Genomic DNA, 12,419 nt, shown 5'->3' on the forward strand with positions numbered 1-12,419 from the left:
CATACGCCGCGGCTCTTCGCTTTGGGCGCTGTGGTCGCCGCCCTTCTGGAATCACAGACGGCTGTGGTTATGGGCCCCTGCTTTCGCAGGGGCGACGGCTACCATTTGCCCCTCCGCCTATTTTCCGGCTTCCCTCCACGCCCGCTTTCCCAATACCATCCTTTCGCTTATACGGTCATTTGCACGTCATCCGGCGCTGTTATCGCGCGAAACGAAGGTGACGACCCCAACCCGGAGGAATTCCATGGCACTACGACAATTCGGCGCAGCGGCGGCAGTAACGGTTGCGCTGGCGCTCGCAACGCCTGCCCAGGCCGTGACCGAGATCCAGTGGTGGCACGCCATGTCCGGCGGCAACAACGACATCGTCAACAAGCTCGCCGCGGAATTCAACGCCAGCCAGTCCGACTACAAGGTCGTTCCGACCTTCAAGGGCAGCTATCCCGACACCATGAATGCCGGCATCGCCGCCTTCCGCGCCGGCAACGCGCCGCATATCATGCAGGTGTTCGAGGTCGGCACCGCGACCATGATGAGCGCCACCGGCGCCATCAAGCCGGTCTACCAGCTCATGAAGGATGCCGGCGAGCCCTTCGATCCCAAGGCCTATCTGCCGACCATTACTGGCTACTACTCGACCTCCAAGGGCGACATGCTGTCGTTCCCCTTCAATTCCTCGTCGATGGTGATGTGGATCAACAAGGACGAGTTGAAGAAGGCCGGCGTCGCCGAAATTCCAAAAACCTGGCCGGAAGTGTTTGCTGCCGCGAAGAAGCTTAAGGCCGCCGGACACGAGACCTGCGGCTTCTCCAATGCCTGGGCATCGTGGGCGCACATCGAACAATTTTCGGCATGGCACAACGTGCCGATCGGAACCAAGGCCAACGGCCTCGATGGTTTCGACACGGTTCTGACCTTCAACTCGCCGCTACATGTGAAGCATTTGCAGAACTTGATCGACCTGCAAAAGGACAAGACCTACGACTATTCCGGCCGCGAAAATAAGAGCGAAGCCCGCTTCGGTTCGGGCGAATGCGCGATCTTCCTGACCTCGTCAGGTTACTACGCCACCGCCAAGAGCACCGCCAAGTTCGACTTCACCTCGGCGCCGATGCCCTATTACCCCGACGCGGCCGGCGCACCGCAGAACTCGATCATCGGCGGTGCATCGCTGTGGGTGATGGGCGGCAAGAAGCCCGATGAATACAAAGGCGTGGCGAAATTCTTCACCTTCCTGTCCGACACCAACCGTCAGGCCAAGCTGCACCAGGAATCCGGCTATCTGCCGATCACCAAAGCTGCCTATGAGAAGACCAAGGCCGACGGCTTCTACGAAAAAAACCCGGTACCGGAGACCCCGCTAAAGGAGCTCACCAACAAGGAGCCGACCGAGAATTCGCGCGGCCTGCGCTTCGGCAACATGGTGCAGATGCGCGACGTCTGGGCCGAGCAGATCGAAGCGGCCCTCGCCGGGCAAAAAACCGCGCAGCAAGCGCTTGATGAGGCCGTCGCCAAAGGCAATGCGATGTTGCGAACGTTCGAAAAGACGGCAAAGTAGACAGTCGGCATTGGCTCCCCCTCCACGCCGGAAGGGGAGCCGGTCTGACACCTAAGCGCGGAAGGCTGTAAAGCGCCCTAGATGGAAAAGTCGGTCGTCTTCAACAACAGGCTGTTGCCATATTTACTGCTCGTGCCGCAGCTCATCATCACATTCGTATTCTTCTACTGGCCGGCGAGCCAGGCGGTCTGGCAATCCTTCCTGCGCGAGGACGCGTTCGGATTGCATTCGGAATTTGTTGGGTTGGAAAATTACCAGAGCCTGTTCGCCGATCCCAGCTATTACAAATCGATGCTGACGACGGTGATTTTCTCCTCGCTGGTCGCGGCATTGTCGCTCTCCATTGCCTTGCTGTTCGCGACCCAGGCGGACAAGAACCTGAAAGCCGCCGGCGGCTACAAGACCCTGATGATCTGGCCCTATGCGGTGGCGCCTGCGGTCGCCGGCGTATTGTGGATCTTCATGTTCCATCCCTCGCTCGGCACGCTGGCACGGCCGCTGCGCTGGATGAATTTCGACTGGAATCCGCTGCTGAACGGCAACCACGCCATGGCGCTCGTGGTGATGGCCGCGGTGTGGAAGCAGATTTCCTATAATTTCCTGTTCTTCCTCGCCGGGCTGCAATCGATTCCGAAGAGCGTGCTGGAAGCCGGCGCGATCGACGGCGCCGGCCCGATGCGGCGGTTCTGGACCATCACCTTTCCGCTGCTGTCGCCGACCACGTTCTTTCTCCTGGTCGTCAATGTGGTCTACGTCTTCTTCGATACGTTCGGCATCATCGACGCCGTCACCGGCGGCGGTCCGGCCGGCGCGACCACCACCATGGTCTACAAGGTGTTTGCCGACGGACGGCTCGGCGGCGATCTCGGCGGCTCGGCGGCGCAATCGGTGATCCTGATGGTGATCGTGATCGCGCTGACCGCGATCCAGTTCAAATATGTCGAGCGCAAGGTGCAGTACTGATGGTCGAGCACCGCCCGCTCAGCGACATCATCGCCTACACGATTCTGACGCTCGGCATCTTCATCGTCGCCTTTCCTGTCTATCTGGCGCTGATTGCTTCCACCCATGACGCCGCCACCGTTGTCGGCGGCAACATGCCGCTGACGCCAGGCGGCCATACGCTGGACAACTACTACCGCGCCATCTTCGTCGGCGGTGCGCGCGCCATCCGCGAGCCGGTCGGGCAGATGCTGATGAACTCATTCATCTCGGCGATCGGCATCGCAATCGGCAAGATCTTCATCTCGATCCTGTCGGCCTATGCGGTGGTGTATTTCCGCTTTCCGTTCCGCAAGACCGCGTTCTGGATCATCTTCGTCACGCTGATGCTGCCCGTAGAGGTCCGCATCTATCCGACCTACAAGGTGGTCGCGGACCTGAAGATGCTCGACACCTATGCCGGGCTGATCCTGCCGCTGATTGCGTCCGCCACGGGAACGCTGCTGTTCCGGCAGTTCTTCATGACCATCCCCGAGGAACTGCTGGAGGCGTCGCGGATCGACGGCGCCGGCCCCTTCCGCTTCTTCTGGGATACGCTGCTGCCGCTGTCGGTGACGACGATCGCGGCCCTGTTCGTGATCCAGTTCATCTATGGCTGGAATCAATATTTGTGGCCGCTTTTGATCACCACCCAGGATTCGATGCAGACCATCGTCATCGGCATCAAGAAGATGCTGTATACGACCGACGAACTCGCCGAATGGCAACTCGCGATGGCGACCGCCATTCTCGCGATGCTGCCGCCGGTCGCGGTCGTGGTGTTCATGCAACGGCTGTTCGTGCGCGGCCTGGTCGAGACGGAGAAGTAGGGTAGTCATGGCCAACGTCACCCTCCGTAATGTCCGCAAGACCTATGCCGGTGGTTTCGAGGCCATCAAGGGCATCGATTTCGACGTCGGCGACGGCCAGTTCTGCGTGCTGGTCGGCCCGTCCGGCTGCGGAAAATCCACGCTGCTGCGCATGGTCGCAGGCCTGGAAACCATTACCGGCGGCGAGATCGATATCGGCGGGCGCGTCGTCAACCAGATCGAGCCGGCCGACCGCGACATCGCGATGGTGTTCCAGAACTACGCGCTCTACCCGCATATGAGCGTCTACAACAACATGGCCTATGGCTTGCGCAACCGCGGCATGGCCGAACCCGAGATCAAGACCCGCGTCGAGGAAGCCGCGCGCATTCTCGAACTCGGCGCGATGCTCGACCGCAAGCCGCGGCAATTGTCCGGCGGCCAGCGCCAGCGCGTGGCGATGGGCCGCGCCATCGTGCGGCAGCCGAAGGTGTTCCTGTTCGACGAACCGCTGTCGAACCTCGATGCCAAGCTGCGCATCGCCATGCGGGTGGAAATCCGCAAATTGCAGCGCCGCCTGTCCACGACCTCGATCTACGTCACCCACGACCAGCTCGAGGCGATGACGCTGGCCGATATTCTCGTGGTCATGAACGGAGGCCAGGTTGAGCAGATTGGCAATCCGCTCGACATCTACCAGAAGCCCGCGACCACCTTCGTCGCCTCCTTCATCGGCGCGCCGCCGATGAATTTGATGCCGCTCCGCTCCGACGAGATCAAATCGCAACTGGCCGGTGATATCAGAATCAACGAAGCCGGCATTTTGGGAATTCGGCCCGAAGATTTCGTGATCTCGAACGAAGGGGTTTCCGGCGGCGTGGCGCTTGGCCTCACGGTGGAAGCGATCGAGCGGGTCGGCGCCGAAACTTTTATTTACGGCACCCGGCAACAAGAGGTGCAGGGCGTCGCCGCCACCCCAGGCGAACTGCCGCCGGGGGAAATCATCGTGCGGATACCCGGCGCCGTCGGCCCGGCCATCGGCGAGCGAATCAGGGCCGTTGCCACCAGCGACAAGCTGCACCTATTTACCGCCGACGGCCGGAAGCGGGTGGGCGGGTAGTCCCGTCATTCCGGGGCGGCGCGAAGCGTCGAACCCGGAATCTCGTGCCGTCAACCTCTGGATTCTGGGTTCAGTCGCTGCGCGCTTGCCCCGGAATGACGGTGGAAAACCCCGCCGCGGCCGATTTACGCTGCTTTCAGAGACGCTTGAACCGTTCCCAAATCACCCCCATATTCCCGGTGACCGGACGGCAAGTCGGCCGGCCGGTTGAATGGGGCGCCGCAAGGGCCCCTCAAAGTCGCTTCGAGAGGACTTTGTAATGTCTCGTGTTCCTTCGTTATCCAGTCCGTTCCTGCTTGGGTTCGACGAAATCGAGCGTGCGCTCGATCGCGTCGTCAAAGGCGCCGACGGTTATCCTCCCTACAACATCGAGCGGTGTGACCGTGCCAACGGCCAGCCCGAGCGGTTGCGCATCACGCTCGCGGTGGCAGGTTTTACCCGCGACCAACTCGATGTGACCACTGAGGAAAACCAGCTCGTGATCCGGGGCCGCCAACAGGACGACAAGGCCCGGCAGTACATCCATCGCGGCATCGCCGCGCGCCACTTCCAGCGCACCTTCGTGCTGGCGGAGGGGATGCTGGTGCTGGGCGCGGATCTGAAAAACGGGCTGTTGTCGATCGACCTCGCCAGGCCGGAGCCTGAAAGGGTCGTTAAGACAATAGCTATCAATGAGCACGAATAATGGAACAAGTAGCGGACTCGACCGCTTAGACCCAGAAGGAGTCGAGACCATGAGTGACGTGAGTGTGACCTTCGAATCCGAAAAGGTTTCCGTTGAGGCGCTGGCCCATCTTGGTGAAGGCCACATCGCCTACGTGAAACAAGTCCGTTCCGAGGACGTGCCGGGACTGTTTCCGCAGGCGCCGAAAATCGCGCCAGGGCTGAAACTGTTCGCGCTGCATGCCGCCGACGGCACCCCGATCATGCTGACCGACAGCCGGGAAGCCGCGGTCGCCAACGCATGGAGCAACGAGCTTCAGGCCGTCAGCGTGCACTGACGAAGCCGGCCGTCGCTGACGCGACGCTTGCTGCTTTATCAGCGCGGTGGTCGGCTGGCGGCCGATGAGCCGCAACGAGAGTTCATCATACGCGGGCACGATCCTCGGGATCGGCCCGCGTATTTTTTTGCGTTTCGAGACGCGCCCTGCTTTGGATACGGAGATGTCCAGAGCATGATCCGGAAAAGTGGGCACCGGTTTTCCCTCGCGACAAGCGCGGAACGCGTTTGCGCGGAGATCATGTTCAAATCAAAGAGATAGAGCGGGATGACGATTCGAAGAATAGTCATCTCGCTTCAGTCTCCAATCGGGCGCCAAGATCGATGAATGATTCAGAGCCGAGATCGGTTGATGTGGCCGATATGTTGCGGGACGAGGCACTGGGAAAGGCCCTTCTGGCGCTCAACAACACGCATGCGCAGGAACTGTCCTGGTTAGGCGGAACGGCTCGAATACCTGGTCAGCGAAGCGTTCCTCGCGAGACGGATTGGCCGGCTGGACGCCTTCCTGCTCGCCTTCGATCAGGACGCCCGATATGACAGCCCGAATTTCATCTGGTTCCGCGCCCGCTATCCGCGCTTTGTGTATGTCGACCGCATCGTGGTCGCGCCATCGGCGCGCGGGCGCGGCTGCGCACGGCGGCTGTATGATGACCTGTTCGGACACGCCGTCCGCGCCGGGCACGACCGCATTGTCTGCGAGGTCAACACAATTCCGCCGAACCTCGCTTCGGATGCCTTCCATGCGGCGCTAGGTTTTGTCGAGGTCGGCACCGCAAGCATCCATGACGGACGCCGAACGGTTCGCTACCTGTCGCATGCGCCGCAAGGCCGATAGCGCAAGCATCACGCCGCGCGCACGGTCGAGAGGAATTTCTCCACCTCGCCCTTGAGATGATTGCTCTGTCCCAGCAGCGAACGGGCCAGCCCGTGCACATGCGTCGATGCCGTGCCGGTATCGGTCGCCCCGCGGTTGACGTCGGTGATGCTGCCCGCGACCTGGGTGGCTCCCTGCGCCGCCTGCTGCACGTTGCGCGAGATTTCCTGCGTCGTGGCGCCCTGCTCTTCGACGGCTGCCGCGATCACCTGCGAGATTTCCGCGATGCGGCCGATGGTGCCGCCGATTTCCTGAATGGCAGATACCGACTGATTGGTCGCCGACTGCATCTGGCCGATCTGCTCGCTGATTTCCTCGGTCGCTTTCGCAGTCTGCGCGGCAAGCGCCTTGACCTCGGATGCGACGACGGCAAATCCGCGTCCCGCCTCGCCGGCGCGCGCCGCTTCGATCGTGGCGTTCAGCGCCAGCAAATTGGTCTGCTCGGCGACCGCGCTGATCATTTTGACCACTTCGCCGATCCGGCTGGCGGATTGGGCGAGATCGGCAATCCGCGCGTTGGTCTGCTCGACCTGGCTCACCGCTTCGCGCGATATCTTGTGTGAATCCTGCACCTGGCGGCTGATCTCCGACACCGATGAGGCCATTTCTTCCGCAGCCGCCGCGGCGGACTGCGCGTTGGCCGAGGATTGCTCCGATGCGGAGGCAACCGTCGCCGAGAGCACCTGGGTCACTTCGGCGGTCTTGGTCAGTTGTCCGGCCGATGATTCGAGTTCGGAGGAAGCGGTCGACACGGTCTGGATGATCTTTCCGATCGCGGAATCGAAGCCGTCGGCCATCTGCTGCATCGCGGCCTTGCGCTCACCTTCCGCCTTCAGCTTCAGGCCGGCCTGCTCTGATTCCATCGACTGGACGCGAAGCGCGTTGTCCTTGAAGACCTGGACCGCGCGCGCCATGGCGCCCACTTCATCGCCGCGGCTGAGCGCCGGGACCGAGACATCGAGGTCGCCGCCGGCAAGGCCCTTCATGACAGCTGTCATTTCCGCGATGGGACGAATGACGCCGAATGCCACGCCGAAAATGCCAGCGCCGATGACGAGAAACACCGCGGCCGAAACGCCCCACAGGACCCACGTGAATGTGCTGACGCGTCCCGTCGCCGCGACTTCCGTCGCCGCGTTCTGGTCGTTGGTCTGCTTCACGATGTCGTCGATGATGGCGCGGTGCGCCGTATAACGTGCGGTGATTTCGGCATAGGACTTCGCCGCCGCGGCGCTGTCGCTCTTGGCGAGCGCGGGCAGAAGGCCTTGCTCGATCGCACTCCAGAAGCGGCGCACCTCGCTGTCGGATTTCTCCACCAGCTTGGTCTTGAGCGCCGGGTCGAGATCGGATTTGACCCAGAAATCGCGCCGCTCGTCATATTCCTTCTTGAGCTGCGCAATCCTGTCGCGATGCGCCGAAAGCTTCGCCGGATCGTGCAGCACGAGGGTGGCCTCGAGATAGGCCTCGATGACGTATTCCGGTGGCGGCAGAATGTCGGCAATGAGGTCGTTGCCGAGCTTGATCTGGTTGTAGAGCGGGCCGCCGACCTTGAGCTGTGACAGCCCGTAAACACCGGTGGCAATCACGGCACCGAGGCCCAATGCGGTAACTAGTCCAAAAATCAATATCGCGCGCGAAATCGTCAGCCGCAGCGTCATGGCAATGTTCTCCGGGTGAGAAAAAATCCCAGCGAACGAAATAGCCGCCATTTAGCTTAAAATTGCGTTTACCCGATCTGCTACCATGCGGAGAGCCGCAAGTTCCGCCTGACGGAACTAGGCCGCGCTCGCCGGCGGCAGCGCCAGCACCGAATAGATCGCCTGGGCGTCACGGGAGGCGCGGAGCTTTTTGGCGACGTCCTGGTCGCGCAGCAGGCGCGCGATCCGCGCCAGCGCCTTGAGATGATCGGCGCCTGCGCCTTCCGGCGCCAGCAGCAGGAAGATCAGGTCGACCGGCTGGCCGTCCATCGCCTCGAAATCGATCGGGCGTTCGAGGCGGGCAAAGAACCCGAACAGCTTTTCAAGTTTCGGCAGCTTGCCGTGCGGAATGGCGACGCCGTAGCCGACGGCGGTGGTACCCAGTTTCTCCCGCTGCAACAGCACCTCGAACACCGAGCGTTCGTTCTGGCCGGTCAGGGCGGCAGCGCGCGCCGCCAGCTCCTGCAGCGCCTGCTTCTTGCTGATGACCTTCAAAGCCGGAAGAATCGCCTCGGGTGCGACCAGATCGGTAATCGTCATTGGGCGTTCCGAGGTGAATTGAACCGTCAGGTTGCGGAGTAGGTTCTAGAACTGGGGCGACACGAAGATGAGGCGGGAGGCGGGCTTAGACCCGGGTCCCGATTTCAGGGGCTTCTACTCCAACGCATGGTCGGTGCCAACTCCCGAAGGGCCAGTTCCTGTACCCTGTCCGTTGAGGCGGCGGACCATAGGGAGAGCGGCCGTGGGCGTCAATGCTGTCAGGCATAATGTCACGGGGTAACCGAGGGGGGATCGACCCAGCCGACATTGCCGTCCGTCCGGCGGTAAATGATGTTCACCCGGCCGCTGGACCCGTGCTGGAACACGATGCAGGCGGCCCCGGTCAGGTCCAGTTCCATGACCGCTTCGCTGACCGAAAGCCGCTTCAGTGACGTGGTCGCCTCGGCAATGATGACCGGGCTATAGGAAGTGACCTCCTCGTCGCCCTCCGCCGGCGCCTCGATCACATAGCTCGACGCATCGAGCACCGGCCCGCCGATCTCCGCCAGCGCCGCGGACGCTGCGTAGGCCTTGCGGGCCGAACGGTCCTTCAGCCGGCTCTTGTAGCGGCGCAGGCGCTTCTCGATCATCAGCAGCGCCTGATCGGCGCTGGCATAGGCATCGGTGGCGTTGGAATCGGCCTCCAGCGTAATCCCGGAATCCAGGTGCAGCGCGCAATCGGTGCGGAAGCCGAAGCCATCCTTGCTCAGCGTGATGTGGCCGGAATAATTGCCGTCGAAATACTTTCTCAGGACCTCATCGGTGCGCTCGCTGACGCGCGAACGAAGGGCGTCGCCGACACTGATGCTTTTCCCGGAGATTCGAAGGGTCATTTGGTGCCTCACTTGATGCCTCGACTACTCTGGTAGTTCGATTTGGAGGGTGAGTCCTTTCGACGAACCGGTGTCCCTTTCCTGCTCTGGCGGGGAACCGAGAGTATCGCGATTTGACGCGAACGCAATCAGGCCGGAGCCGTATCGCGGGACCGGTCGGAGGAAGTGGAAGTGGCGGGGGCGGAAAGGGCGTTACCAAGCATGCTCTGTTTGTCGCGGCGGCGCTGGACCGAGGAAGGAATGCGCATCGCTTCGCGGTATTTCGCGACCGTGCGGCGGGCAATATCAATGCCGGATTCGCGCAATCGTTCCACGATGGTGTCATCGGAGAGGATCGCGGACGGGGCTTCCGCATCGATCAATTGTTTGATGTGGTGGCGGACCGCCTCCGCCGAATGCGCCTCGCCGCCATCCGCCGAGGCGATCGAGGCGGTGAAGAAATATTTCAGCTCGAAGCTGCCGCGATTGGTCGCCATATATTTGTTGGCGGTCACCCGCGACACCGTCGATTCGTGCATCTGGATCGCGTCCGCCACCGCCTTCAGATTCAGCGGCCGCAGATGCGCGACGCCATGGGTGAAGAAGCCATCCTGCTGGCGCACGATTTCGGTGGCGACCTTCAGGATGGTGCGGGCGCGCTGATCGAGTGCGCGCACCAGCCAGGTCGCATTCTGCAGGCAATCGGTGAAATAGGATTTGTCGCCGTCCTTGCGGATCGTCTTCGACAGCTCGGTGTAATAGACCTGATTGACCAGTACGCGCGGCAACGTGTCGCTGTTGAGTTCAACATGCCAGCCGCCGTCCGGGCCGGGCCGCACATAGACGTCGGGCACCATGGTCTGCGTGCGCGCCGAACCGAACTTCAGGCCGGGCTTGGGGTCGAGACGGCGGATCTCACCGATCATGTCGGTGATGTCTTCATCGTCGACGCCGCACAATTTACGCAACGAGGCGATGTCGCGCCTGGCCAGGAGATCGAGATTCTCCACCAGCGCTTGCATGGCGGGGTCGTAGCGGTTGAGTTCGCGGAGCTGGATTGCGAGGCACTCGCTCAAATTCCGTGCACAGACGCCGGGCGGATCGAACTTCTGCAGCACGGTCAGCACCGCATCGACATCCGCTTGCGAGGCGCCCAGCCGTTCGGCGGCCTGCCCAAGATCCGGCGGCAGATATCCGGCATCGTCAACGAGATCGATCAGATATTGTCCGATCATGCGCTGCGCCGGTCCGCTGAACGCCACCGCGAGCTGTTCGGCGAGGTGGCTGCCGAGCGTGACTTCGGCGGCGACGAAAGCTTCCAGATTGTAATCGTCGTCGTTGGAGGCGCCGCCGCCCCACTCGGTGTAGGCGGTCGGCGCCGCGTCCTGCGCCACACGGGCGGCAGCTTCAGCGGGTTCTTCGGAAAAGACGTTGTCGAGCGGGGTGTCCAGCGTCTGCTCGATCTCGGTACGGCTGCCGAGATCACGGTTCAGCCACTCCTCCTGACCGGGTTCGAAGGCGTCGCTTCCTGGGCCGGCGCCCATATCGGAGGCATCGCCGCCCTCGTCGCCATAGCTGCCGGAATCGCCCGAATCGGAGAACTCGGCGCGTTCGGCCACCGGCTCGCCCGCGACCGGAGCTTCGGGACCGTCGCTGGCGCGGTCCAGCAGCGGATTGCGCTCCAGTTCCTCCTCGACGAAAGCCGAGAGGTCGAGATTCGACAATTGCAGCAGCTTGATCGCCTGCATCAATTGCGGCGTCATCACCAGCGACTGCGACTGGCGGAACTCTAGTCTCTGCGTCAGTGCCATGAGGCCAAGAACCGATCCACTAAAAGTTGGTCCGATTCTTGCTTATATTAGTCCCAAGCCCTTGTACACGGCTTGACGGATGCAAAAATTGGGCTATAGCGCGATCCGCAACGAGGGGAACCAGCATTCCATCCGAGCGCGCCATAGATTCCCAAGTGAGCGCAATACCTTACCGCCAAACCGCTGCACCCTTTGGCGCCGCATGCGCTAAAGCCGGAATTCCTCGCCAAGGTAAAGGCGGCGTACATCCGGATCGTTGACGATTTCTTCCGGACTGCCCTCGGTCAAGATCTGCCCGGCATAGACGATATAGGCACGGTCGGTCAGGCCGAGCGTTTCCCGCACATTGTGGTCGGTGATCAAGACCCCGATGCCGCGGTTGGTGAGGTGGCGGACCAGATCCTGAATGTCGCCGACCGCAATCGGATCGATGCCGGCAAAGGGTTCGTCGAGCAGCATGTAGTTCGGGCGCGTCGCCAGTGCGCGCGCGATTTCGACGCGGCGGCGCTCACCGCCGGACAGCGCGATCGACGGCGATTTGCGCAAGCGCGTGATGTTGAATTCATCGAGCAGCGAATTGAGTTCGGCCTCGCGCTTCTTGCGGCTGGGCTCCACGACCTCGAGCACGGCGCGAATATTCTGCTCGACGGTGAGGCCGCGGAAGATCGAGGCTTCCTGCGGCAGATAGCCGATACCGAGCCGCGCGCGCTGATACATCGGCAGCTTGGTCACGTCGTGGCCGTCGAGTTCGATGGCGCCGCGATCTGCCTTGATCAGTCCGGTGATCATGTAGAACACCGTGGTCTTGCCGGCGCCGTTCGGGCCGAGCAGGCCGACCGCCTCGCCGCGGCGGACGTAGATGCTGACGCCGCGCACCACCTGGCGGGTGCCGAAACTCTTTTCCACGCTGTGTACGGCGAGGAAGCCGGGCCGCTTGATCAGCCGCGGCGCTTCGCCGCCATTGCCCTTGGGACGGGGTTGCGCACGGGGACGCGGTCGGTCGTCGCGCGGCGGTTCGACTTCGGGCTGCGGCGGCAATTCGAGCCCGGGCAGCGCGGCGGAGCGCGCCATCGGCGGCCCATCGCGCACCGGGCTCTTCAGCATGTCGCCGAAGGAATCGCCGAGCGCGGTGATGTCGTCGCGCGAGCGCGCAAACCCGGGGGCGCCGCGTTTCGCGGGGCGTCGACGGAACATGCCGAGTAAATCCACCATCC

The 12,419-nt window shown here is 62.4% G+C and carries 11 protein-coding genes and 1 pseudogene; 7 read left to right on the forward strand and 5 right to left on the reverse strand.

What is annotated here, in order from left to right:
• Window positions 1-244 precede the first annotated feature (244 nt).
• The 7 genes and pseudogenes from ugpB (at window position 245) to IVB05_RS42845 (ending at window position 6,306) form a co-directional block, all read left to right on the forward strand.
• Window positions 245-1,558 (forward strand): sn-glycerol-3-phosphate ABC transporter substrate-binding protein UgpB, encoded by a 1,314-nt coding sequence (ugpB, locus tag IVB05_RS42815; protein WP_247782195.1) that lies wholly within the window; start codon window positions 245-247, stop codon window positions 1,556-1,558.
• An 81-nt stretch (window positions 1,559-1,639) separates the two neighbouring features.
• Entirely contained in the window at window positions 1,640-2,521 is an 882-nt protein-coding gene (gene ugpA, locus IVB05_RS42820; protein WP_247782196.1) for a sn-glycerol-3-phosphate ABC transporter permease UgpA, read from the forward strand.
• A complete protein-coding gene (gene ugpE, locus IVB05_RS42825; protein ID WP_247782198.1) occupies window positions 2,521-3,369 on the forward strand; it encodes a sn-glycerol-3-phosphate ABC transporter permease UgpE in 849 nt (282 codons plus the stop codon). The genes ugpA and ugpE overlap by 1 nt, the downstream gene beginning before the upstream one ends.
• 7 nt (window positions 3,370-3,376) lie before the next feature.
• On the forward strand, window positions 3,377-4,468 hold the full coding sequence (locus IVB05_RS42830; RefSeq protein ID WP_247782199.1) for a sn-glycerol-3-phosphate import ATP-binding protein UgpC: 1,092 nt from the start codon (window positions 3,377-3,379) through the stop codon (window positions 4,466-4,468).
• Window positions 4,469-4,727: 259 nt separating this feature from the next.
• A complete protein-coding gene (locus IVB05_RS42835) occupies window positions 4,728-5,153 on the forward strand; it encodes an Hsp20 family protein (RefSeq protein WP_057839164.1) in 426 nt (141 codons plus the stop codon).
• Window positions 5,154-5,202: 49 nt separating this feature from the next.
• The gene (locus IVB05_RS42840) at window positions 5,203-5,469 is read left to right on the forward strand and encodes a DUF1150 domain-containing protein (protein ID WP_247782201.1); all 267 of its coding nucleotides are present in this window, start codon (window positions 5,203-5,205) and stop codon (window positions 5,467-5,469) included.
• Between the two features lie 362 nt (window positions 5,470-5,831).
• Window positions 5,832-6,306: pseudogene (locus IVB05_RS42845) on the forward strand (GNAT family N-acetyltransferase).
• A gap of 8 nt (window positions 6,307-6,314) precedes the next feature.
• Here the strand turns inward: IVB05_RS42845 and IVB05_RS42850 are convergent.
• The 5 genes from IVB05_RS42850 to lptB form a co-directional block, all read right to left on the reverse strand.
• Window positions 6,315-8,003: a HAMP domain-containing methyl-accepting chemotaxis protein gene (locus IVB05_RS42850; RefSeq protein ID WP_247782203.1), complete on the reverse strand. Its 1,689-nt coding sequence runs from the start codon at window positions 8,001-8,003 to the stop codon at window positions 6,315-6,317.
• Window positions 8,004-8,120: 117 nt separating this feature from the next.
• Entirely contained in the window at window positions 8,121-8,582 is a 462-nt protein-coding gene (gene ptsN, locus IVB05_RS42855) for a PTS IIA-like nitrogen regulatory protein PtsN (protein ID WP_212417171.1), read from the reverse strand.
• A 230-nt stretch (window positions 8,583-8,812) separates the two neighbouring features.
• Window positions 8,813-9,415, reverse strand: a complete 603-nt coding sequence (gene raiA / locus IVB05_RS42860; RefSeq protein WP_247782205.1) for a ribosome-associated translation inhibitor RaiA — start codon at window positions 9,413-9,415, stop codon at window positions 8,813-8,815.
• A gap of 128 nt (window positions 9,416-9,543) precedes the next feature.
• Window positions 9,544-11,205, reverse strand: a complete 1,662-nt coding sequence (rpoN, locus tag IVB05_RS42865; RefSeq protein ID WP_247782206.1) for an RNA polymerase factor sigma-54 — start codon at window positions 11,203-11,205, stop codon at window positions 9,544-9,546.
• Window positions 11,206-11,412: 207 nt separating this feature from the next.
• Complete coding sequence (gene lptB, locus IVB05_RS42870) at window positions 11,413-12,417, reverse strand: LPS export ABC transporter ATP-binding protein (protein WP_247782209.1); 1,005 nt, start codon at window positions 12,415-12,417, stop codon at window positions 11,413-11,415.
• Window positions 12,418-12,419 lie beyond the last annotated feature (2 nt).

Origin of the sequence: Bradyrhizobium sp. 170 (assembly GCF_023101085.1) — a bacterium.
GTDB lineage: Bacteria > Pseudomonadota > Alphaproteobacteria > Rhizobiales > Xanthobacteraceae > Bradyrhizobium.